Below are 21,849 nucleotides of genomic sequence, written 5' to 3' on the forward strand. Positions count from 1 at the left end.
GGGGGGACAGATGTCACCGAGTACTCATCGCCGGGCCATCGGGCCGGCGCGCCGGCTGCTGGACGTGCTCGTCGCGGCGGTTCTGCTGCTGCTCGTGTCACCACTGCTCGCGATCATCGCGCTCTCGATCCTGGTGACCAGCGGCCGGCCGGTCCTGTTCCGGCAGCCGCGGATCGGCGAGGACGGCCGTCCGTTCGTCCTGTACAAGCTGCGCACCATGCGGATGGTTGCCTCAGGCCCAGAAGTTACCGCGGCGAGTGATGCCCGGATCACCCGCCTGGGCGCCTTCCTGCGCCGGACCGCGATCGACGAACTGCCCCAGCTCTGGCACGTGCTGCGGGCACAGATGACGCTGGTCGGTCCACGGCCGGAGAGTGCCACGCTGGCCGACAGGTATCCCGAGAGCTGCCGATCGGTGCTGCTCGCCCGGCCCGGCCTCACCGGTCCGGCGCAACTGCAGTACCGCGAGCGTTCCGCCGTACCGCCGGAGGGTTGGACGGATGTCGAGCGGTGGTACCTGGATGTGCTCGTGCCACTGCGCGTCGCGGCCGATCAGGAGTACCTGGAGCGGCCGACGGTGCGGCGTACGCTGCACTACCTCGTCGTGACCGCGTTGTTCGTGCTCGGGCTCGCGGATGTCCAGCAGCCGGTGACCGGTCAGACTGCCTCTTCGTAGTCTTCCTCGGCCGGCTTGACCACTATCGGGTCGCAGCGGGCGTTGAGGCAACTCCCGCTGTTGAGGTCGAACTCGAAGTTGTGTCCGAGGCAGCGCAGTACGCCGTTCACCACGACGCCGGTCTCGGCGAGATCCTCGCCCGCGTGCGGGCAGTAGCGACTCACCCGGACCTGCTTGCCCTCGACGGTGATCTCGGTGGTCTCCTCCGGATCACGCGCCGCCTCGAACCGCTCGACTGCCCGCAACGCGGCCCGGTCGGCGTGCTTCAGCAGCCCGACCAGGTAGTCGTTGTAGCGATCCGGTTGCCGGCGGGCGACGAACCGCAACGACAGCAGGAGTTCCTCCCACCGGGTGCGCCCGGTCACGACACCGTCCAGCCAGCGTCCGTCGAGGGTCAGCCGGTAGTCGGCGTGCCCGTTCCCGCCGTCGAGATCGACGACCACCCGGCCTGGACCGATGTGCGCGTCCCAGACACCGCCGTACGGACCGGTGACGTCGAAGCGCAGCGTCATGCCGATGCGGGCCAGGAAGTACTCCGACAGGGTCCCGAGCGATTCCAGGTGGGTCTTGAACCGATCGGCCAGCCCAGGCCGCGGCTGGGGATTCGCGGCCCAGGCGGCCTCGATGGCCGGCCGCCGACGGGCGGCGTAGTCCGCCAGATAACGCCGCCGCTCGTCGGGGCCGGAGTCGAGTGAGAAGCCATCCCAGTGCGGATCGCGGATGACCTCGAGCCGGTCGAGCGCGATCCCATCCCCCGGCAGCAGGCGGGCCCCCGGCTGCGTGGGCAACCGGTCGGCGAGCCAGGCGAGCGCCTCACCCTGATCCGGGAAGATCCCGCCCGGATGCAGGCCGCTGTTCAGCTCGAAGAGGTCGTCGTCGAGGAAGCAGGGCGGCCCGGCGTACGGCATCACCAGCCGGGGCTGGACCTGGCGGACCAGTCGTGTGACGGCCTTGAACTTGCCGACCCGCTTGATCGTGGAGATCCGCTCCCGCTCGACCTCGTCGTACTCGTAGCGGACCGGATGCCAGCTCGCGCCGGACATCTGCACACCCATCACGTCCAGCTCGCCACCGACCTCGGTCATCGCCCGGCGAGCCTGGGCGAGCGAGATCCGGGCATCGTTGGTGTGCATCACGCTGTGGCCGGAGATCATGAACAGTACGGCGGAATCGTGGCTCATCGGGCACTGCTCGGGGATCACGGTGAGCCAGTCGTGGTCGTTGAGCGCGTACCGCTGCCAGGCGTCGAGAACCACGATCCGGGCCCGGCCGATCGCACGGAGCCGGCGCTCCATGATGGTCGACGGATACCGCGGCACGACCACCGGAACGGTCTCGGGCAGACTCGCGATCAGGTCGAGGTCCAGGTGATCCAGGTGCTCGTGCGAGACGACCACGAGATCCACGTCGAGCACCTCGGGCGTCAGCAGGTGCGAGTTGTCCGGAAACGGGAACCACGACCCGAGGAACGCACCGCCGGGCGACAACCAGGGGTCGGCCAGGACCCGGACCCCAGGCCCGTCGATCCGCAACCCGGCATGACCCAGCGCTGTGACCATCGGCTCACTCATGTCACCAGGCTCCCGGCCCACCTCAGACCAGGCATCCTCCGCCTGCACGAGCCTGCCTACGTCAGTCGAGCGAGGCCCGGCCGCCTGGGCTCGGGAGCCGGGTTTCGAAGGTGGCGGGGCCGGTGATCCGGATGGTGCCGTGATGACGCCGGACCACGTCGGCGACGATGGCCAGGCCGAGGCCGGTGCCGCCGGTGTCGCGGGAACGCGCGGTGCTGAGCCGGACGAAGCGGTCGAACACGCGGGCCCGGTCGCCCGGCGGGATCCCGGGTCCATCGTCGGAGACCGTGAGTACGACGGCGCCGTCGGACTCGCAGAGGCCGAAGCCGATCCCCGACCGGGCGTGCCGAGCGGCGTTGTCGGCGAGGTTGTGAATCATCCGCGCCAGCGCCGCCTCGTCGCCGTGGATCTGGCCCGCGGACACTGCCGTGGTGTCGATCGTCAGGCTGGTCGCCGAGCGCAGCCGGCGGGCCTCGGCGAAGACCAGGTCGTCGAGGTCGACCGGCGTACACCGAAGTTCGGACCCGGCCTCGTCGGAACGTGCCAGCAGCAGGAGGTCGTCGACCAGGCACTGCATGCGCAGGTCTTCGGCGAGGACGGTCGTGGCCAACTCGTCGACGGTCGTGCGCCCGGGATGGGCCCGGGCGACCTCGGTGTGCTGACGGATCGCCGCGATCGGCGAGCGCAGTTCGTGGGAGGCGTCGGAGACGAACCGTTGCTGCACCTCGTGCGATCGCTGCAGGCGGTCGAGCATCCGGTTCATCGTCCTCGCCAACCGGCCGATCTCGTCGGCTCGCCCGGCCGGAACCCGGCGATGCAACTCCGTTGCGGTGATCTCCTCGACCTCGCGCCGGATCGCGGTCACCGGCGCCAGCATCCGGCCGGTCACCACCCAGGTCACGCCGGCGACGATCAGCAGCATCAACGGCAGTCCGGCCGCCAGGATGCGGCGGACGAACTGGGTCGAGTCCAGCACATCCACCAACGGCCTGCCCACGACGACCTCGCCCCCGGACGTGATCGAAGCAGCCGCGAACACGAAGTCTTCCCCGTAGCCAGGCGGCTCGACCCTGACGCACTCACTCCCGGGCGAAGCGAGCCTCGGATCTGCACCGATCACGTGTCCTGAGCGGTCGATCAGCTGCACCACTTCGCGACTGGTGGAGACCGGCCTACTGGCGGCCGACGGTGACGCCGCGAGCTGCGCGGCCCGGGCGCGTGCGTCCTGACAGACCTGATCGGTCAGGGCAGAACCGAGCAGCGCGACCAGCACCGAGCCACCGGCCACCAGGGCGATGCCGACCACCAGCACCGCCAGCAGAGTCACCCTGAGTCGCACGGCGCCGCCCTCACCGCTCGGCCAGGCGGTAGCCGGCGCCCCGCAGGGTCACGATGGACCGCTCGCCCAGCTTGGTCCGCAGCCGCCGGACATAGACCTCGACGATGTTCGGGTCGCCTTCGAAGTCGTAGTCCCAGACGTGATCCAGGATCATCCGCTTGGACACGACCTCGCCCTGCCGCCGGATCAGGAACTCCAGCAACGACAGCTCCCGCGCCGTCAGCACCAGTTCGGCCTCACCGCGCCAGGCCCGCCGAGCCGCCGGATCCATCCGGAGTTCACCGGCCTCGAGCACCGTCGGTCGCTCGACACCACCTCGCCGGACCAGTGCTCGCAACCGGGCAATCAGAACGGCGTACGAGAACGGTTTGGTCAGGTAGTCGTCGGCTCCGGTGTCGAGGGCGCGGACCTGGTCGGTGTCGGCATCCCTGGCCGTCAGCATCAGGATCGGGGTCCAGACGCGTTCGGCCCGCAGCGTCGCGCAGATCTCGAAACCGTCGATCTCCGGCAGCATCAGATCCAGCACCAGGACGTCGTACCCGTACTCGCGGGCGAACCACAGTCCGTCCGTCCCGGTCAGCGCGACGTCGACGGCGTACCCCTCGGCTTCCAGACCGTTGCGCAGGCCCGCGGCCAGCCGCAGCTCGTCCTCCACCACCAGCGCCCGCATCACGCACCTCCGGCCGATCCTCCTCCATTCTGGCTGAATCCCTGCTGAAAGGACCGTTCAGCTGGGATTCAGCCCCACCGCCCTACCGTCGGTCCATGGCGACCATCGAGGCGATCGGCCTGAGCAAGCGGTACGGCGCGCGCAACGCCCTCGACGGACTCACCTTCGCCGCGGACGCGGGCGACGTGATCGGCCTGCTCGGTCCCAACGGCGCCGGCAAGACGACCACCATCCGGCTGCTCACGACCATCCTCGAACCGTCCGGCGGCACCTTCACCGTGGCCGGCGTACCCGGCGACCAACCGCATCGGATCCGGCAACGGATCGGCGTCCTGCCGGAGAGCGCGGGCTACCCGTTGCGGCAGACCGGCGCCGAGTACCTCCACTACACCGCACGGCTGTTCGGCCGGAACCGCCGCGACGCCCGCGCGGCCGCCGAGCGGCTGCTCGCCGATGTCGGTCTCGGCGATCGCGCGGGAACCCGGATCTCGACGTACAGCCGGGGCATGAAGCAACGCCTCGGGATCGCCCGGGCTCTGATCAACGATCCCGCGGTCGTGTTCCTCGACGAGCCGGCGCTCGGCCTGGATCCGGCCGGCCAGCGCGAGATCCTCGCCACCATCGGGGACATCGCCGGCCGGCGAGGCGCCACGGTCGTGCTGTCGACGCACACCTTGACCGAGGTCGAGCAGGTCTGCGGCAGTGTGCTCATCCTCGATCAGGGTGTCCTGCGGGCCGCCGGTCCGATCGACGACGTCGTCGCCGGCGCGGGCAGTCTCAGTGATGCCTTCCTCCGCCTCACCGAGGGCCGGCCATGACCAGGTGGACCGTGGTCGCCGGGCAGGAGATCCGGGATCTCTGGATCCTGGGGCGCGGGCCGGTGCTCGTGTTCGGGTTCAGCGTTCTGCTCAGCACGATGACCTACCTGGCCGCGACCAACCGGGCGATGAACTTCCTCGAGCAGCGCGAAGCGGTCAACCTCACCGTCCAGGTCGGCCTGGCGGTCGGTGTCCTGCTCACGATGGTCACCAGCTCCGACGCGATCAGCGGCGACCGTGAACGCGGGACCTTCGAAGCGCTCCTGCTCGCTCCGGTGTCGCGGCGCGGGATCGTCGTCGGCAAGCTGGCGGCGGCGACGACGATGTGGCTGGCCTGCCTCGTCGTGACGCTGCCCTACCTGTGGGTCCTCGGGCGAGGCGTCGCCGGAGCCGGTCAGGCAGCCCTGCTCGCCCTGGTCGTCGGCACCTTGGTCGCGACCGGGCTCGCCGGGATCGGCCTGCTCATCAGCGCGGTCACCAACTCCAACAAGACCAGCCTGGCGGCCGGACTCCTTCTGCTGCTCGTGCTGTTCGCCCCGACCCAGCTCCCGGCGCTCCCGAAGACCGGCTTCGGTCAGGTGATCACCCGGATCAACCCGATCGGATCAGCCTTGCACTACATCTCGCAGATCCTGGTGAATCGGCGCAGCTGGACCCACGACCTCAGCTATCTGGCCTCGCCGATCGTGGTGGCCCTGGTCGTCGCCGGAGTCGTGATCGTCGCCGGCCCACGACTCGTCCGACTGACTGCGGGGTCGCGATGATGCTGCTGAGCCTGCTCGCCACGGTCGCGCTCGCCGACCCGACCATCACCATGAACACCGACCAGCTCACGGCCGTCATCGGTCAGACCCTGACTGTCGAGTCGGTCGTCAACGAGTCCGGCCCGGCGATCGCCCACCTCAACGTCGTGAGCCTCGACGGGGTGTACGTCGACCTGGAGGACTGGAGCCAGGACGTCACCCAGCCGGTGGACGCCGGCTCGGACACCCAACTGGACTGGGAGTTCCAGGCCGTGAACCCGGGCCACTTCGCGGTGTACGTCGTACTGATCCCGAAGAACGGACCCCTGGTCGCCGGGCCACCGGTCCGGATCACGGTGACGCCCCGCCAGACCCTCGACACCGGTGGAGCGCTCCCCGTCGCGATCGCCGTACCGGCTGTCCTCGGCGCCGCGACGCTGATCGGCCGGCTGAAAGTCCGTGGCCGCCGCCCGCGGAAAGTGGGAGGCTGACCGGGATCGGGCGGTCGAGGCTGGAGTGATCAGCGGGTGGTGGGGTCCGGGTCTGAGGCAGTCGGCGCGGACGGCAGGGTGCCGCTCCGGCGGAACCGGCCGTTCGCGTTCTTCTGGTTCGCCCAGCTGCTCTCCAATACCGGGTCGCAGGTCAGTGAGCTCGCGATCCCGCTGATCGCCGTACTCACGTTGTCCGCCGGACCGACCGCGATGGGGGTCCTGACGGCGCTCGAGTCGCTGCCGAGCCTGCTGCTCGGTGTGTTTCTCGGCGTCTTCGTCGACCGTGCCCGGCGGGGTCGAATGCTGTTCTGGTGCAACGTCGGGCAGGGCGTGCTGATGGGCACGGTCCCGTTGGCTGCCGCCGTCGGCCTGCTGACCATGGCCCAGCTCTACGTCGTGACCTTCGCCGTCGGCTCTCTCGCCCTCGTTTACGGCCTCGCCCACGTGGCCTACATACCGGTGCTGGTCAAGGATCGGCGGCAGTTGACGGCGGCGAACAGCAGCATCGCGTTGAGCGACTCGATCACGTCGGTCGCCGGGCCAGGGCTCGGCGGCGTGCTGGTCCAACTGCTCACGGCTCCCGTCGCGATCGCGGTCGACAGCGCCTCGTTCTTCGTCGCCGCCTTCCTCCAGGCCTGCGGACGGGGACCCGACCCGGTGCCGACGGCCGAGAAGAGCCGGTTCGGTCTGTCCGTTCGGGCCGGGTTCGCAGCGTTCCGCCGCCAGTCCGGGATCGTCGCCATCACCGTCGGCAAGGGCTGTATCGACTTCTTCCACTGGGGAGTCCTTGCCCTCTACATCTTGTACGCCGTCCGCGAGCTCGGACTGTCGCCCGCCGAGATCGGAGTGATCGCCGCGCTCGGCTCCCTCGGCCCACTGCTGGCCGGCGTGATCACGACTCCGGTCAGCCGCCGGTTCGGAACGACGTGGACCTCGGTCGTCGCAGCGACCCTTCTCGGCGGCGACCTGCTGATCCCACTGGCGGGTGGGCCGACCATCGTCGTGATCGCAACCATTGGCCTGGGGCAACTACTGCTCGGGCTGGGCGTCGTCTACCTGATCATCGTCCGCTCGACGATGCTGCAGCACACCGTCGAGCCGCACCTGCTAGGCCGCGTCGGCTCCGTGATCCGGCTGGTCGAATGGGGCCTGGGCCCGCTCGGAGGTCTCTTCGGTGGCCTGCTCGGTGCCGCCATCGGGCTACGGCCGGCGTTGCTCGTCCTCGGCATCGGCACCTTGTCCGCCGTTCCCTGGGTCGCGGTGGGAGCGGCCCGCGGACACCTCACGCTGCCGGATGAGCCTTAAGAGAACGCCCCACTGACCGCGTGCGTGATGCCGTCGGCGTCGAGTCCGTGCGTGTGCAGCAGGTCGGCTCGCTCCCCCGCCGCGACGAACTCACCGGGTAATCCGAGCGTGATGAGCTCAGGGCGTGCCGCCGTACGCCGGAATGCCCGTCCGAGCGCTTCCCCGAAACCACCGGTCACGGTGTTGTCCTCGATCGTCACCACCAGGCGGTGCTCGCCGGCGAACCGGACGAGTTCGGGATCGACCGGGATGATCCACCGGGGATCGGCGACGGTCGCGGGGATTCCCAGCTGCCGCAGCCGCCGCGACGCCTCCACGGCCGCCGCCGCCAGCGGACCGACGGGCACCAGCAGCACCTCGCGGACCTCCGGCCGATTGTCGGTCAGCAGTTCGGCCGCACCGATGGTGCCGGTGGCGCCCAGCACGGCTCCGCCCCGTCCGCGCGGGAAGCGAAGCATGGTGGGACCAGCCTCATGATCGACGCAGGCGCGCAGGAGGAGCCGCAGCTGCTGAGTGTCCCTGGGCGCCGCGATCCGCATGCCGGGCACCAATCCGCACAGCGCCAGATCCCACATGCCGTGGTGCGACGGACCGTCCGGACCCGTGATGCCGGAGCGGTCGAGGACGAAGGTGATCGGTGCCCGGTGCAGCGCCGCATCCATCAGGACCTGGTCGAAGGCGCGGTTGAGGAAGGTCGAGTAGATCGCGACCACGGGATGCAGCCCAGCGGTCGCCAGCCCGACGGCCGACGTCACCGCGTGCTGCTCGGCGATCCCGACGTCGAATACCCGCGAGGGATATCGGCAGGCCATCGGAAACAGTCCGGTCGGCCGCATCATCGCGGCTGTCACGGCGACCACGTCCAGGCGCTCGTCCGCGATCGCCACCAGTTCCTTCCCGAACACATCCGTCCAGGCGGCTCCGTGGACCTGGCTGGTGGCAGCCGCCGGGTTGACGGTGTGATGGTGGTCGGCCTCGTCGAGCTCGGCGGCAGCATGGCCGGCGCCCTTGCGGGTGAGGCAGTGCACCACGACCGGATGCTGGAGGAGGGCGGCGGTCCGCAACGCCGCCTCCAGAGCCAAGGTGTCGTGACCGTCGACCGGACCGAGGTAGGCCAGACCAAGCTGCTCGAAGACGTTGCCCCGGGCCGTGCCCGCACTCAACGCTCGCAACTGCACGGCCAGCGATCCGGCGGTGGGTTCGTACGATCGCCCGTTGTCGTTGAGCACGATGACGACCGGCCGGTCCGGCGCGGCCGCGATGTTGTTGAGCGCCTCCCAGCACATCCCACCGGTCATCGCACCGTCCCCCACGATCGCGACGACCCGTCGCTCGAGCGAGCCGGTGAGCTGGAACCCCTTCGCCAGGCCGTCGGCGTACGAGAGCGCGGTCGAGGCGTGCGAGTTCTCGATGACGTCGTGCTCGCTCTCGGTCCGGCTCGGGTAGCCCGACAGCCCTCCCGCCTGGCGGAGGGTGTCGAAGCGACCGAGCCGGCCGGTGAGGATCTTGTGCACGTACGACTGATGACCGGTGTCCCAAACGATGACGTCCTGCGGCGACGTGAAGACGCGGTGCAGCGCGATCGTCAGCTCGACGACACCGAGGTTCGGCCCGAGGTGGCCACCGGTCCGGGTGACCAGGCGGACGAGCTCGGCCCGGATCTCGTCGGCAAGTCCACGGAGCTCAGTCGCAGGCAACCGCCGGAGGTCGGCCGGTGAAGTCAGCGTGTCCAGGAGCCGAGTGCTGGGGCGTGGCCGCTCGTCGACACCCGGCGCGCTCATGATCCGACCGCAGCTCGGATGGTCTCCCGCAGCGACCCCATGGTCGCGACCACCGCGGTCGGCTCGTAGCCGCAGTGCGCCATGCAGTTCGCACACCGCGGATCCTTGCCCCGGCCGTACGCCGACCAGTCCGTGTCCTCGAGCAGTTCCTTGTACGTCCCGACGTACCCGTCCTCCATCAGGTAGCACGGCCGCTGCCAGCCCTTCAGGGAGTACGACGGGATCGCCCACGCCGTACACGAGAAGTCGACCTTGCCCTCGAGGAAGTCCAGGAACAGCGGCGAGTGGTTCAGCCGCCACTTCTTCCGGCGGCCGCCGGCGAACGCCTTCGCGAACAGCTGCCGGGTCTCCTCGGGACCGAGCCAGTGCTCCTGGTCCGGCGCCTTCTCGTACGCGAACCCGGGCGAGATCTGCATGTTGTCGACGCCGAGCTCGTCGTTCAGATAGTCCAGTACGTCGATCACGTCCTGCGGCGTGTCCGTGTCGAAGAACGTGGTGTTGGTCATCACCCGGAACCCGGCCGCCTGGGCCTGCTTGATCGCGGCGACCGCCTCGTCGAACACGCCGTCCTTGCAGACCGACGCGTCGTGGCGCTCACGCAACCCGTCGATGTGGACCATCCAGGCGAAATTGCGGTGCGGCGTGAACTTGTGCAGGTGCTTGGGCAGCAGCAAGGCGTTCGTACACAGGAAGACGATCTTCCGGCGGTCGAGTAGTTGCCGGACGATCTCGTCGATCTGCTTGTGCATCAACGGCTCGCCGCCGGCGATCGACACCATCGGTGCGCCGCTCTCCTCGATCGCGGCGACCGCCTGCTCGACCGGCATCCGCTGCTTGAGGACCGAGGCGGGATGCTGGATCTTGCCGCAGCCGGCGCAGGCCAGATTGCAGGCGAACAACGGCTCGAGCTCGACCAGCAGTGCGAACTTCTCCCGTCGCAGCAGCTTCTGCCGGAGCAGATAACCACCGAGGCGGATCGACTGACGCAGTGGCATGGCCACGGTCAGCTCACCTCCCTGGGCAGGGTGAATCGGATGTCCTCGTCGGCGACGCTGATCTCGGTGACCGCGACCCGGCCGAGGCCGGACAGGCAGCGGACCAGATCGTCGACGAGCTGAGGTGGTGCGGATGCTCCCGCGGTGACGCCGATCCGGCGTACGCCGCGCAAGCAGTGCAGGTCGACGGCGCTCGCGTCGTCGACGAGGTACGCCGGGACCCCATCGGCCGCGGCGACCTCTGCGAGCCGGTGGGAGTTGGAGGAGTTCGCCGATCCGAGGACGAGCACGAGGTCGGCCTGCCGGGCGACGGCGCGGACGGCCTGCTGCCGGTTCGTGGTGGCGTAGCAGATGTCGTCGCTGCGCGGACCGTCGAGCGCGGGGAAGCGATCCCGCAGAACGGCCGCCGTCTGCTCGGCCTCGTCGACGGCGAGGGTGGTCTGCATGACGTAGGAGACCCGCCGCGGATCGGCGACGCTCACCCGCCCGGCCTCGTCGGGATCGGCCACCACGACCACCTGGCCGGGCGCCTCACCCCGGGTGCCGACGACCTCCTCGTGATCACGGTGCCCGATCAGGAACACTGTGTTGCCGCGAGCAACAAACCGGCGTACCTCGCTGTGCACCTTGGCGACCAGCGGGCAGGTGGCGTCGATCACCCGGAGGTTGCGGGCCGCGGCGTCGGTCCGGACCTGCGGGGCGACGCCGTGGGCGGCGAGTACCGTGACGCTGCCCTCGGGGACCTCGGCGACCTCCTCGACGAAGACCGCGCCGCGTCGCTCCAGGTCACGCACGACGTGGCTGTTGTGCACGATCTGCCGGCGGACGTACACCGGCGGGCCGTACTTCACCAGCGCACGTTCGACGATCTCGATGGCGCGCTCGACGCCCGCGCAGAAGGACCTCGGGCCGGCGAGCAGGACCTCGCGATCGCCGGTCGCGGCGGCCCAGGCATCGATGCCGGGAGCGGCGCGACGCAAGGCCCACAAGGCCTTCGGCCCACGCATCAGCGTCCCTGGACGGAGCAGGCGATGGTCCGGCGTGTCGACAACGGCACGGATCACCGCCGCCTGTCCTGGAGGTGCGGCCGCGGCGACCAGTGCGGATTCGGTGTCGGCCGCCAAGGCTCCGGTTGCTGCGAGCGTACGGCGGGCATCCGGCGCGTCGACGATTCGCCGGGTCGTCACGATCGGCCCGTGGTGCACCCGCAGACCGGCTCGCCGCAACGCACCCACGAGCAACGGAGACGCATGACTGGGCAGGATCTCGGCGTCACTCCGGATTTCGTCGGCGACGACCAGGTCGCCGGGCCGGAGTTCGTTGCCGAGAGCACCGGCCACACCGGCGACCAGGAGTGGCTTCCCATCGGTCAGGCGGCCGCTGGACGAACGTCCGGTGCGTACGACGTCGGCCGTGAGCCGGCCGTGGAGTGCGAGCCACTCGGACCACAACGGCGTACTGACGATTCCGGTCATCGGGTGCTCCGTGCGACGTAGCGGCCGAGCGCCCAGATCGGGAAGACGAGGCGGTAGATCTCGTAGTTGATGTAGAAGTCACCGGGGAAGCCAGTGCCGGTGTAGAGGTCCTCGTCCCAGCCACCGTCCGCGCGCTGGGTACGGACGAGATACTCGACGCCTCCGTCGACCGCGGCCGAGTCCTCGCCCGCGGCAAGTAGCGCGAGCAGCGCCCACGCGGTCTGCGAAGCGGTCGACTCACCCCGGCCGATCCACGCGGGATCGTCGTACGAGCGGAGGTCCTCGCCCCAGCCGCCGTCGTCGTTCTGGTGATCCTCCAGCCAGCGGACCGCCACCCGGACGGCGGACGCGTCGGCGGACGTTCCCGAAGCGATCAGGGCCGGGACGACAGCGCCGGTGCCGTAGACGTGATTGGCGCCCCAGCGGCCGAACCACGAGCCGTCGGCTTCCTGCGCGTCGAGCAACCACCGTACGCCGCGACGGCACGGCTCCTCGTCCGTACGCCCCTCGGCCGCGAGCATCTCGACCACATGGGCGGTGACGTCGGCCGACGGTGGATCGATGACGGCGCCGAAGTCGCAGAAGGGCAACGTGTTCGCCAGTGTGTGGGTGTTGTCGGCGTCGAACGCACCCCACCCGCCGTCGCGCGACTGCATCCCGGTCGTCCACACCACCGCACGATCGATCACCGCTCGCACCCCGGCAGGATCCGGATGACGCACGCGGCGCAGGGCAAGCACGATCTCGGCGGTGTCGTCGGTGTCGGGATAGTTGTCATTGGCAAACTCGAAGGCCCAGCCGCCCGGGGGCAGCTCAGGCCGGCGCACCTGCCAGTCACCTCCGGCCCGGATCTCTTCGCCCAGCAACCAGTCGGTCGCCTTGAGGACGGCCGGATCGTCGGCCGGAACACCCGCGTCCAGCAGCGCCGCAAGGGCGAGCCCGGTGTCCCACACCGGCGACTGGCAGGCCTCCAGCCACCGGACAGGGCCGTCGGGCGACGAGTCGTGGACGGTGAAACCGTCGAGCCCCTCGATACCGGCGCGCACCGCGGGATGATCGAGCGAATAGCCCATCAGGTGCAGTGCGATGAGCGAGTACACCCACGGCGGCTGGATGCCGCCCCAGCCGCCATCGGCCTCCTGACGCGCCAGGATCCACTCGACGCCGAGGCGCATCGCCTTCTGCCGCAGGCGTTTGAGCGGCCGGCGACGATAGCCGTGCAGCACGGTGTCGAGGCGCTCGAAGAATCCAGAGATGCTGTACGCCGGTTGCCGTGGCGGCGGCGGAGTCCCGGTCTTCAACTCGGCGATGCCGAAATCGACCGGATGCACGGGCTCGAGGGCGCTCACGATGGTGAGCGGCACGATCGTCTGCCGAGCCCAGCAACCCCAGTTGTAGATGTTAAGCGGCGCCCACGCCGGCAGGTACATGATCTCCGGCGGCAGCGCCGGACAGTCGTCCCAACTCCACAATCCGAACAGCGCAAGCCAGATGTGCGTGAACACGCGAGCCCGCTCGACCCCGCCCTCGGACTTCACGAACTCGGCAGCCCTGCGCAGCTGCAGGGTATCGGGCTGATCACCGGCGAAGCGCAGGGCGACCCAAGCCTCGACCGTGGTCGACAGATCGCCCGGCCCGCCGTGGAACGTCGCCCACGAACCGTCGGCCCGTTGCTGGGAACGAATCCAGCGGGCGGTCTCCTCGTTCGTCCGCGGCGTGGCGATGCCGAGGAACGTCCGCAGCATCAGGTCCTCGGCGTCCATCGTCACGTTGGTGGCGAGCAGGCCCTTCCACCAGCCGTCCTCGTGCTGGCGCCCGCGCAGGTGTTCCACGGCCGCGTCGAGGGCAGTCCGTACGCCGGCAGTCGTACCGATCATTGGATCGACGCGCTCGCCAGCGGTCATGACTGCCGCTCGATCACGAAGCGGGCGAGCTCACCGAGCCGATTGCGGGCGATGTCGTCGAGCTCTGTCTCGTCGAGAGCCTGCTCGGCCAGACCGATGCGGTGCCGTGCTTCCTGGACGGCCCAGTCCCGGCCACCGGCCCGCTCGATCAGCTGGGCGGCGTACCGCAGCTCGTCCTCCGTCGGACTGCCGTCGCGACACAACCAGGCGGCCAGCTCCTGCCCGGCGTCGCCACCGTGATCGAGCGACCAGGTGACCGGCAAGGTCTTCTTGCGCGCGATCAGGTCGGAGAACACCGGCTTGCCCGTGACCTCGGGCGATCCCCAGATCCCGAGCAGGTCGTCGACGAGCTGGAACGCCATCCCGAGCTCGGCACCGAACCTGGACAGCCCGCCCACCACGACCTGCGGCGCGCCGACCAGGATCGCGCCGATCGCGGCGCTGACCCCGAGCAGAGCTCCGGTCTTGCCCGCCGCCATGTCCAGGCACTCGTCCAGCGTCACGTCGTTGCGTTGCTCGAAGGCCAGATCCAGCACCTGCCCGCGAATCAACTCCCGGGTCGCGATCGCCAGCGCCCGGCCGGCTGCCTGTCCGTCCGGAGACTCACCCTCGGTCAACACCTCGTGGGCCAGGGACAGGAGCGCGTCACCAGCCAGTACGGCGGTCGCGTCACCCCAGACCGCCCACACGGTCCGGCGATGGCGGCGTTCGGTGTCGCGATCCATCAGATCGTCGTGCAGCAAGGAGAAGTTGTGGACGAGCTCGACCGCGACCGCGCCCGGCAAGCCCGGCTCGGGCCGGCCGGTGATCGCTTCGGCGGCGAGCAGCGCGAGCGCGGGCCGCAGGGTCTTGCCCGGGTTCGCCACGGTCGGCGTCCCGTGCTCGTCCGACCAGCCGAGGTGGTACGAGACGACCAGCCGGGTGAACGGATCGAGGCGCTCGACGGCCAGCCGCAGGGCCGGTGCGACCATGCCACGACTGCGGTCGAGGGTTTCCGCGGTGATCGTCATACCACTGCCTCCCGACGTTCTGCGGGGCGTCGTTCGAGCAGTGCGGCCACTGCGGCCTCACCGCTGCGGACGGCGCCCTCCATGGTTGCGGGCCAGCCGGTGTCGGTCCACGCACCGGCGAGGTAGAGACCGGGCAGCGCCGTACGCGCCGACGCACGCAGGCCGGACGTGCCCGGCCGCTGCCGGAACGTGGCCTGCCGCTCCCGGGTGACGAAGAACTCCAGGACCCGCGCGTCGGTGATCCGCAGCAGTCGCTCCAGGTGCGGCAGCAAGCGGTCACGCAACTCCGGGACCGGTGTGTCGATCAGGTCGTCGGCCGCCGACAGCGACACGGCGATGTACTGTCCTTGGCTCAGACCGGCCTGTCGGGTGCGGTCGAACACCCACTGCAGCGGGCTGTCGACAGCCGCGAAGAACGGCTCGTCGAGCACGATCCGGTCGTAGATGACGTGCAGGTTCACGATCGGCGTACTGCCCAGCTCGTCCGCCCACCCCGACTCCAGCTCGACCGCTCCGGCCGGCACGAGCGTCTCCGCAGCCGCCGGCGGAACCGCGAGTACGACGTCGTCGAACGCGGCCCCGTCAACGGTCCAGCCGTTGCCTGCCGGTACGACGTCGCGGACCTTGGATCGGGTCCGCACGGTCACTCCCGCAGCCGTCAGCGCACGCGCCGCCGCATCGCCGTGCAGTTCCTGCAGCGGCACCAGCGACCAGCCGATGTCCGCGGCCGCGGCGGACTCGAGCAGCCCGAGTTGGAAGACCGTCGCGGCCAGCGCCAAGGAGGCCCGCTCGGCCGGAGCATTCAGGGTCGCGATGCCGATGAGATCCCAGACGGTCTCGATGGCTCGCTGATCCTGCCCGTGCGCAGTGAGCCAATCCCCGAACGACTGCTGGTCGACCTCGGGATCGGTGCGATCCACCCGGCCGAGCGCCAACGCCCCGCGCACCACCCGTGCCCGGGCCGCCGGGCTCAACCACCGATACCGCGCCAAGGTCGACCCCAGGTGAAGAGGCGCAGGCAATCCCGTCCGGCGAAGTCGCCCGGCCCGCACATCGAGCTCACTGCGAACCGGGACATCGAGCCGGTCCTGCACCGTCACCTGGTCAGAGACGCCCAGCCGCTCCAGAAAGCCCTGGTACGCCGTGCAACACCGCAAGAACACGTGTTGCCCGTTGTCGATCCACAGTCCGTCGCGCTGGAACGAGTGCGTGAGACCACCGAGCCGGGGACGTGCTTCGAACAACGTGACCGCAAAGCCTTCGTCGGCGCATCGCAGGGCCGCGGTGAGGCCCGCCAGGCCACCGCCGACCACTCCGACGCGCCGGGCGGTCATCGCCGGCCTCCTCCGGCCAGGGCGGTCACGGCGACGCGCGCCTTCTGGGCGACGCTCAGCGACAGCCGCTGGTCGTAGACGAGAACCGGATCGCCGGCGATCCGGCCCAGCAGATGGTGATAGATGCCGGCCATCGCCCGGCAGCACGCCGCGCTCCGCCGGTCGAGGTGCGGGACGAGCCGCAGGCCGAGCGAATACCAGTCGCCGGCGCGACCGGCGGCGTACCGGATGTAGGCGGCGAGCCGGCCGGCCGGGTCCTCCAGCGTGCCGAGGTCGTCGACGCGCAGGTCCACGCCGTACCGATCGAGCTCGTCCTGCGGGAGGTAGACGCGGCCGTTGCCGAGATCTTCGCGGATGTCGCGCAGGATGTTGGTCTGCTGCAGGGCGATCCCGAGCTGATCGGCGTACAGGGACGTCCTCGGGTCGGTGGTGCTGCTGCCGAAGACCGACAGGCACAGCCGGCCGACCGACCCCGCGACGTGCCGGCAGTACACGACGAGTTCGTCGAAGTCGGCGATCCGGACGTCGCCCAGGTCCAGCTGGACACCGTCGATGAGTTCCTCGAACGCGCCCAACGGCACCGGGAACCGGTGGGCGGCATCGTTCACAGCGGCCAGCACCGGGTCGCTGCTGTCGGCCAGCCTGCCCAGGTCCTTGCGGACCCCGGCGAGGGCCGTCTCCTTGTCCGCGGTCGCGTCGTCGCCGTCCCCGATGTCGTCGATCCGGCGCGCGAGCGCGTAGATCGCACAGAGCGCGGAGCGTTTGTCCTGCGGGAGCAGGCGGATGCCGTAGTAGAAGTTGCCGGCCTCGGTTCGGGTGATCTGCTCGCAGGTGACGTACGCCTGCTCGATCGTGCTCATCGCACCGACCGCCGGCCAGCCAGCAGGCCGACGGCACGGATCGCCGTCGTACGGCGCGACGGCTGGGCGGACCGGCCGAGCACGTCGCCTTCGGTCTGCCTCAGTGCCGACACGGTGGCCTGTCCTCCGGCTACGAAACCGGCCACGCTGACCTTGCCCCATCCCTGCAGTTGCCGCACGATCGCCGTCCCTTCAGCGAGCAGACCGGCGGCCCGCTCGATCTCGAACCGCATCAGCTCTCGAAGTCGTGGACCCGCGCTGTGCTGATCCAGGTCGTGCTCGGCGACGCCGTACCGGCGCAGATCCTCCTGGGGGAGGTACACGCGACCGGCCCGCCTGTCCTCACCGACGTCCTGCCAGTGCTCGAGCAGTTGCAGTGCGGTGCACACCTGGTCGGACCGCGCGACGGTCTCCGGGGTCGCCTGCCCGAAGATCTCCAGCACCATCCGGCCGACCGGCTCGGCGGACAGGGCGCAGTACCGAAGGAGGTCGTCGAAGGTCTCGTAACTCGACACCACCTGGTCCTGCAGGTTCGCCTCGATCAGCCGCTCGAACGGCTCGGCCGACATCCGTCGGGCGTGCACGGTCGGCGCCAGCCGCCGCAGTACGGCGTCCGACGGCTGACCGCCCGACCAGATCGTGCCGAGGTCCGCGGACAGCTCGTGCAGCCGGGCCGTCCGGTCACCGGTGAACGCGTCGCCGATGTCGTCGACCATCCGCGCATAGCCGTAGATCGCGTGCAGGTGGTCACGATGCCGGCGCGGCAGGAAGCGCAGGGCGACGGGGAAGTTCTCGGCGTTCTCGCGAGTACGGAGCGCTTCCTCGCCGGTTGACGGGGAAGTGCCGGACGGCCGGGGACGCGAACTCGCCATATCAGCCATCTTCGGTCCGTCCGGATCGCCAGGTCTGCCGCCGCCGGAGTGATTCCTGGACCTGAAAATTGTCACGACCGTACAATCCGGAGCAGGGCCGCCCGTTCGGACTGGTAGCAGGAAGGGTCGGCCGGCGACATCGGCGCGAGGGTGCGAGGGGGCACGCGAGACAGCAGATGACCACGGACGCGGCGCAGGGCCGGGCGCAACTGGAGCTTGCCCTCGACAGCCGGCTGCCGGAGCTGATCGCCGAGGTGCGGGATCTGCTCGCGGACGGCTGGCCGGAGTACGCCGCCTTCCTCGACCACAATCCGGACGGGATGCAGCAGGCCGCCGAGCTGTTCGTCCACCGCCTCCTCGACATGGCCGAGCACGGCCGGTCGGCGTCCCGGATCGACCGGCTGGAAGGCGCGCAGACGATCCAGATCGTGTTCGAGCAGATCGGCCGCCGCCAGTGGCAGGCCGGCGAGGACCTGACCCGCCTGCTCACCGCCTACCAGCTCGGCGCCCGGACCGCCTGGCGGCATGTCTCGGCCACCGCGCTGGCCCTCGAGGTCCGGCCGGACGTGCTGGCCGCGCTCGCCGAAGCCGTGTTCGACTTCATCAACCAGCTCTCGTCGGCGTCCGCGCGCGGCTACGTCCTGGAACAGGGCGAGGACGCCTCGGCCCGGGAACGCAGCCGCGAGGAACTGGCCGACCTGCTGTTGTCCGATCGCTCGGGCATGACCGCGATCCGGGAGGCGGCCGCGCGGGCGAACTGGCCGCTGCCCACGACCGGTGCCGTCGTCCTGGTGGACGCGAACGCCGACGTCGCGCGGCGGGTGCTGTCCCACGTCGACGCGGGATCGCTGCCGGTGCGGCACGAACAACTGTCCGGCCTCATCGTCCCCGACCCCGGCCTGTCGGGTCGCCGGGAGCAACTCCGGCGGGCTCTCCGTGGAGCGAACGCGGTGGTCGGCCACACCGTGCCGCTGGAGTACCTGCCGCGCAGCGTCACGATCGCGCAGATCGCCGTACGGCTCAAGCAGCACGGCATTCTCACCGACGACCCGGTGTTCGCCGACGAGCATCTCGACACGATCATCGTCCATCGCGACGAACGCCTGATGGGATTCCTCCGCGAGCAGTTGCTCGCGCCGCTCGACGACCTCCCGGCCGGAGCCCGGGAACGGCTGATCGAGACCCTCACCGCCTGGCTGCGGCACATGGGCGACCGGACGGCGATCGCCGAGGAACTGCATATCCACCCGCAGACCGTGCGCTACCGGGTGGCCCAGCTGCGCGAACGGTTCGGCGATCAGCTGGACTCGCCGCGGTCACGCGCGCGTCTCTTCCTCGCGCTCGTGTGGCCGATGCGGTGAGACGTTCAGGACGTGCGCCATCCGGGCGGCGAGGACGTCCGCGTCGATGACCGCCGGATCGGTGGCCAGACCGATCCCGAGCGAGCCGGCCCAGCTCAGCGCGCCCGCGGCGATCGGGGCCCCGGGCGCCAGCGGCAGGATCGGGTAGACCGACGCGATCGTGATCCCGTCCATCGACAGGGGCAGCGTCGAGCCGGGCATGTTCGACACGATGGCGTGGAAGAACCGGCGCCCGTAGACGGTCCGCGCGAACCACCCGGCCAGCGGCTCGGGCAACGCGCGCAGGCCGGTCGCCATCACGAACCGCGAGGCCACCGCCCGGCTCGGCGTCCGCAAGCGCCCGGTACGCCGGCTGATCTCGATGACCAGCTCGTCGAACGGACGGCCGTCCAGCGGCACCTCGACCATCACGGCCGCGGTCGCGTTGGTCTCCGCGGCCGAACCGGAATCGCGCACCATCAACGGCACCGCGACCCGCATCCGGCCGCGCAGCCGGGTGGCGACCTCCGGATGGGTGACGGCGACCGCCTCGGCGACCAGACCGAGGACGACATCGGTCACCCGGACACCCCGATCCGTGGCGGCCCGCCGTACGGCGGAAAGGTCGAGAGCGGCCGTGGCGAACTCCCGCCGTGCCGACGTGCTGTCCACACGTGCTCTCGCTCCGCCGTCGGTGGCCAGCTGGGCGAGTCCGGCGATGGTTGCTCCAAGCAACTTCGCGCGACCGGGCGCAGGACTGCGGAGTCCGGGCAGCTCGATCCGCGGACGGAGCAGGTTCAGCGCCTGGATCACGGTGCCGATCCCGTCCGCCACCGCGTGGTGCAGCAGCAGGATCATCGCCGAGGCTCCCGGCGCTGCGTCGCGGACCATCACGAGTCGCCACAACGGACGGTCGCGGGGCATCGGGGTCTCGGCCAGCTCGGCGATGATCCGCCGTACGCCGGCCGGACCGTCCGCCGAGCGGCGTTCGCTGACGTGCCACGACCAGTCGATCTCGGCGACGTCGATCCACCGCGGTCGGTGCCAGCGCGACCGCGGCCCCAACCGCTGGCGGAACCGGGGCAATCGATCGAGCTCGCCCTTCACCAGCTCGGTCACCCGCTCGAGCGACAACGCGTCACCCTCGCTCGGCTCGAACACGACCAGCCCACCGACATGCTGAGGCGCCGCGGCTGTTTCCACCTGCAGGAAGAAGGCGTCACTCGACGGCACGACCACGCCCGCGCGGGCGGCCCGATGCGTTGATCCTCCGTCGGCCACGCACTTGTCATAGCACAAGCAGTCCGGTCACCCGGACCGGATCGACTCCCCGAAGCGGGTGGCGAGTCGCCGGAAGCCGGCTGGAAACAGCGCCCGGACGACGGCGGCGAGCCGGATCCAGCGCGGGATCCACGTCTCGGCCCGGTCCTGCTCGATCGCCCGGACGACGGCTCGCGCGACCACCGCCGGCTCGACCGGCCGCGGTACGCGCCGGTCGTAGGCGCGACCCCGGGTGGCGAAGAAGCCGGTGTCGACCGCAGCGGGAACGACGACGCCGACCTGGACCCCCGTCCCGGCCAGCTCCAGCCGCAAACTCTCCGCGAACGCGTCCAGCCCTGCCTTCGCCGCCGCATAGACCGCCTCCCCCGCAACGCCGGTCCGCCCGGCGACGGACGTCACCAGCAGCAGACAGCCGGTGCGACGCTCGACCATCCCAGGCACCAGCAATCGGGCCAGCCGCATCGTGGTGGTCAGATCCACGGTGACGAGGTCCGCGATCTCCTCGTCACTCATCTCGACGAACGGCCCGGACCACCCCTGACCGGCGTTCGCGATCAGCACATCCAGCCGTCCATGTGCCGCCAGGGCTTCCCCGGCCAGCGACTGCACAGCGCCGTACTCACGCAGATCGGCCTGCACCGCAACGCCGTTGACCTGATCCGCGACGTCCTGCGTACGCCGGACGTCGCGCCCGTGCACCACGACCACCGCCCCGGCCGACGCGAGCTCGAGACAAACGGCCCGCCCGATCCCGGCCGACCCGCCAGTCACCAACACCACCGCGCCGCCCAGCTCCAAGGCCCACCTTCCAGTGCTCCCGACCGCGCTGATTCACGATACTCGCCGGTGGACCCCTCAACCGCTTGCGGCGCTCCGCTCGGTGGCCAGCTGGATCAGTGATTCGGCAACCATCACGCAGCGCTCCTCGGCGCGAGATCGGGCCGGTCCGGCGTACCTCAACCGAGCCGAGGCGGTGATCGGATCCGCTCTGACCTCGATCAGGCTTCCTCCAGGTCGTGGCTGCACCCTGATCGTCAACCGGATCCAGCCGCCCAATCCACTCCGTAGGCGGAGGACCAGCTCCTGAGGTGGCAGCCAGGACTCGACGACCGCCACGGTCAGATGACGGTCGTAGGAGTGCCTGCCGTGCGGCTCCCGATCGGTGTCCTTCCGGACAATGCTGCCGGTTTCCGGCCATCTCCGGTCGGCGTCGACAGGCGTGGGTACGCCGACCACCCAGTCCTCGAACAGCTCGGCCGTCGCGACAACCGCCATCACAGCCTCGGCGCTCACCGCGCCGAAGCGCCACGCCATCACCATCGAAGAGCTCTCGGTCCACCAGACATCCGATGGCCTGTCTATCAGTCACGCGGACCAGGAGCGA

At 70.1% G+C, this 21,849-nt stretch carries 20 protein-coding genes; 6 read left to right on the forward strand and 14 right to left on the reverse strand.

Translation table 11 applies throughout. The annotated features are described in order from the left end of the window. Positions 1-10: 10 nt before the first annotated feature. Positions 11-676, forward strand: a complete 666-nt coding sequence (locus tag OG876_RS02840) for a sugar transferase (protein WP_328523152.1) — start codon at positions 11-13, stop codon at positions 674-676. On the opposite strand, the gene OG876_RS02845 is transcribed toward OG876_RS02840, so the two are convergent. From OG876_RS02845 to OG876_RS02855, 3 genes are all read right to left on the reverse strand, one after another. Continuing rightward, the gene (locus OG876_RS02845) at positions 658-2,247 is read right to left on the reverse strand and encodes an MBL fold metallo-hydrolase (RefSeq protein ID WP_328523153.1); all 1,590 of its coding nucleotides are present in this window, start codon (positions 2,245-2,247) and stop codon (positions 658-660) included. The genes OG876_RS02840 and OG876_RS02845 overlap by 19 nt on opposite strands. 61 nt (positions 2,248-2,308) lie before the next feature. Then, on the reverse strand, positions 2,309-3,586 hold the full coding sequence (locus tag OG876_RS02850) for a sensor histidine kinase (protein ID WP_328523154.1): 1,278 nt from the start codon (positions 3,584-3,586) through the stop codon (positions 2,309-2,311). 10 nt (positions 3,587-3,596) lie between these two features. After that, entirely contained in the window at positions 3,597-4,256 is a 660-nt protein-coding gene (locus OG876_RS02855; RefSeq protein WP_328523155.1) for a response regulator transcription factor, read from the reverse strand. Between the two features lie 95 nt (positions 4,257-4,351). Between OG876_RS02855 and OG876_RS02860 the strand changes: the two genes are divergently transcribed. From OG876_RS02860 to OG876_RS02875, 4 genes are all read left to right on the forward strand, one after another. Next, positions 4,352-5,074: an ABC transporter ATP-binding protein gene (locus tag OG876_RS02860; RefSeq protein ID WP_328523156.1), complete on the forward strand. Its 723-nt coding sequence runs from the start codon at positions 4,352-4,354 to the stop codon at positions 5,072-5,074. After that, positions 5,071-5,838, forward strand: coding sequence for an ABC transporter permease (locus OG876_RS02865; protein ID WP_328523157.1), 768 nt, complete (start codon positions 5,071-5,073; stop codon positions 5,836-5,838). The genes OG876_RS02860 and OG876_RS02865 overlap by 4 nt, the downstream gene beginning before the upstream one ends. After that, on the forward strand, positions 5,835-6,308 hold the full coding sequence (locus tag OG876_RS02870) for a hypothetical protein (protein ID WP_328523158.1): 474 nt from the start codon (positions 5,835-5,837) through the stop codon (positions 6,306-6,308). The genes OG876_RS02865 and OG876_RS02870 overlap by 4 nt, the downstream gene beginning before the upstream one ends. 78 nt (positions 6,309-6,386) lie before the next feature. After that, the gene (locus tag OG876_RS02875) at positions 6,387-7,613 is read left to right on the forward strand and encodes an MFS transporter (protein WP_328523159.1); all 1,227 of its coding nucleotides are present in this window, start codon (positions 6,387-6,389) and stop codon (positions 7,611-7,613) included. Here OG876_RS02875 and OG876_RS02880 read toward each other — a convergent pair. The 8 genes from OG876_RS02880 to hpnC are packed head-to-tail and all read right to left on the reverse strand — an operon-like array spanning position 7,610 to position 17,844. Next, positions 7,610-9,394, reverse strand: a complete 1,785-nt coding sequence (locus OG876_RS02880) for a 1-deoxy-D-xylulose-5-phosphate synthase (protein ID WP_328523160.1) — start codon at positions 9,392-9,394, stop codon at positions 7,610-7,612. The genes OG876_RS02875 and OG876_RS02880 overlap by 4 nt on opposite strands. Continuing rightward, positions 9,391-10,389 (reverse strand): adenosyl-hopene transferase HpnH, encoded by a 999-nt coding sequence (hpnH, locus tag OG876_RS02885; RefSeq protein WP_328526850.1) that lies wholly within the window; start codon positions 10,387-10,389, stop codon positions 9,391-9,393. Before hpnH ends, OG876_RS02880 begins: the two co-directional genes overlap by 4 nt. Positions 10,390-10,397: 8 nt before the next feature. Beyond that, complete coding sequence (ispH, locus tag OG876_RS02890; RefSeq protein WP_328523161.1) at positions 10,398-11,864, reverse strand: 4-hydroxy-3-methylbut-2-enyl diphosphate reductase; 1,467 nt, start codon at positions 11,862-11,864, stop codon at positions 10,398-10,400. After that, positions 11,861-13,768 carry a squalene--hopene cyclase gene (gene shc, locus OG876_RS02895; RefSeq protein WP_328523162.1) on the reverse strand — a complete coding sequence of 636 codons (1,908 nt, stop codon included), beginning with the start codon at positions 13,766-13,768 and terminating at the stop codon, positions 11,861-11,863. The genes ispH and shc overlap by 4 nt, the downstream gene beginning before the upstream one ends. Beyond that, on the reverse strand, positions 13,765-14,778 hold the full coding sequence (locus OG876_RS02900; protein WP_328523163.1) for a polyprenyl synthetase family protein: 1,014 nt from the start codon (positions 14,776-14,778) through the stop codon (positions 13,765-13,767). Before OG876_RS02900 ends, shc begins: the two co-directional genes overlap by 4 nt. Continuing rightward, a complete protein-coding gene (gene hpnE / locus OG876_RS02905; RefSeq protein ID WP_328523164.1) occupies positions 14,775-16,112 on the reverse strand; it encodes a hydroxysqualene dehydroxylase HpnE in 1,338 nt (445 codons plus the stop codon). Before hpnE ends, OG876_RS02900 begins: the two co-directional genes overlap by 4 nt. Beyond that, on the reverse strand, positions 16,109-16,972 hold the full coding sequence (gene hpnD / locus OG876_RS02910; RefSeq protein ID WP_328523165.1) for a presqualene diphosphate synthase HpnD: 864 nt from the start codon (positions 16,970-16,972) through the stop codon (positions 16,109-16,111). The genes hpnE and hpnD overlap by 4 nt, the downstream gene beginning before the upstream one ends. Beyond that, on the reverse strand, positions 16,969-17,844 hold the full coding sequence (hpnC, locus tag OG876_RS02915; RefSeq protein ID WP_328523166.1) for a squalene synthase HpnC: 876 nt from the start codon (positions 17,842-17,844) through the stop codon (positions 16,969-16,971). The genes hpnD and hpnC overlap by 4 nt, the downstream gene beginning before the upstream one ends. A gap of 176 nt (positions 17,845-18,020) precedes the next feature. On the opposite strand from hpnC, the gene OG876_RS02920 reads away from it, so the two are divergent. After that, a complete protein-coding gene (locus tag OG876_RS02920; protein ID WP_328523167.1) occupies positions 18,021-19,205 on the forward strand; it encodes a PucR family transcriptional regulator in 1,185 nt (394 codons plus the stop codon). On the opposite strand, the gene OG876_RS02925 is transcribed toward OG876_RS02920, so the two are convergent. The 3 genes from OG876_RS02925 to OG876_RS02935 form a co-directional block, all read right to left on the reverse strand. After that, on the reverse strand, positions 19,161-20,465 hold the full coding sequence (locus tag OG876_RS02925; RefSeq protein ID WP_328523168.1) for a wax ester/triacylglycerol synthase domain-containing protein: 1,305 nt from the start codon (positions 20,463-20,465) through the stop codon (positions 19,161-19,163). The genes OG876_RS02920 and OG876_RS02925 overlap by 45 nt on opposite strands. Before the next feature lie 27 nt (positions 20,466-20,492). Next, complete coding sequence (locus OG876_RS02930; protein ID WP_328523169.1) at positions 20,493-21,236, reverse strand: SDR family NAD(P)-dependent oxidoreductase; 744 nt, start codon at positions 21,234-21,236, stop codon at positions 20,493-20,495. Between the two features lie 84 nt (positions 21,237-21,320). Then, complete coding sequence (locus OG876_RS02935; protein ID WP_328523170.1) at positions 21,321-21,779, reverse strand: hypothetical protein; 459 nt, start codon at positions 21,777-21,779, stop codon at positions 21,321-21,323. Between the last annotated feature and the right edge of the window lie 70 nt (positions 21,780-21,849).

Origin of the sequence: Kribbella sp. NBC_00359 (assembly GCF_036097425.1) — a bacterium.
Classification (GTDB): domain Bacteria; phylum Actinomycetota; class Actinomycetes; order Propionibacteriales; family Kribbellaceae; genus Kribbella.

Excerpts from the sequence above, each read along its gene's own strand:
- hpnD (WP_328523165.1), bottom strand. The coding sequence starts at position 16,972 with ATGAGCACGATCGAGCAGGCGTACGTCACCTGCGAGCAGATCACCCGA.
- hpnH (WP_328526850.1), bottom strand. The coding sequence starts at position 10,389 with ATGCCACTGCGTCAGTCGATCCGCCTCGGTGGTTATCTGCTCCGGCAG.
- OG876_RS02840 (WP_328523152.1), top strand. The coding sequence starts at position 11 with ATGTCACCGAGTACTCATCGCCGGGCCATCGGGCCGGCGCGCCGGCTG.
- OG876_RS02920 (WP_328523167.1), top strand. The coding sequence starts at position 18,021 with ATGACCACGGACGCGGCGCAGGGCCGGGCGCAACTGGAGCTTGCCCTC.
- OG876_RS02865 (WP_328523157.1), top strand. The coding sequence starts at position 5,071 with ATGACCAGGTGGACCGTGGTCGCCGGGCAGGAGATCCGGGATCTCTGG.
- hpnE (WP_328523164.1), bottom strand. The coding sequence starts at position 16,112 with ATGACCGCCCGGCGCGTCGGAGTGGTCGGCGGTGGCCTGGCGGGCCTC.
- OG876_RS02845 (WP_328523153.1), bottom strand. The coding sequence starts at position 2,247 with ATGAGTGAGCCGATGGTCACAGCGCTGGGTCATGCCGGGTTGCGGATC.
- OG876_RS02870 (WP_328523158.1), top strand. The coding sequence starts at position 5,835 with ATGATGCTGCTGAGCCTGCTCGCCACGGTCGCGCTCGCCGACCCGACC.
- ispH (WP_328523161.1), bottom strand. The coding sequence starts at position 11,864 with ATGACCGGAATCGTCAGTACGCCGTTGTGGTCCGAGTGGCTCGCACTC.
- shc (WP_328523162.1), bottom strand. The coding sequence starts at position 13,768 with ATGACCGCTGGCGAGCGCGTCGATCCAATGATCGGTACGACTGCCGGC.
- OG876_RS02860 (WP_328523156.1), top strand. The coding sequence starts at position 4,352 with ATGGCGACCATCGAGGCGATCGGCCTGAGCAAGCGGTACGGCGCGCGC.
- OG876_RS02880 (WP_328523160.1), bottom strand. The coding sequence starts at position 9,394 with ATGAGCGCGCCGGGTGTCGACGAGCGGCCACGCCCCAGCACTCGGCTC.
- OG876_RS02855 (WP_328523155.1), bottom strand. The coding sequence starts at position 4,256 with ATGCGGGCGCTGGTGGTGGAGGACGAGCTGCGGCTGGCCGCGGGCCTG.
- hpnC (WP_328523166.1), bottom strand. The coding sequence starts at position 17,844 with ATGGCGAGTTCGCGTCCCCGGCCGTCCGGCACTTCCCCGTCAACCGGC.
- OG876_RS02900 (WP_328523163.1), bottom strand. The coding sequence starts at position 14,778 with ATGACGATCACCGCGGAAACCCTCGACCGCAGTCGTGGCATGGTCGCA.
- OG876_RS02935 (WP_328523170.1), bottom strand. The coding sequence starts at position 21,779 with ATGGCGTGGCGCTTCGGCGCGGTGAGCGCCGAGGCTGTGATGGCGGTT.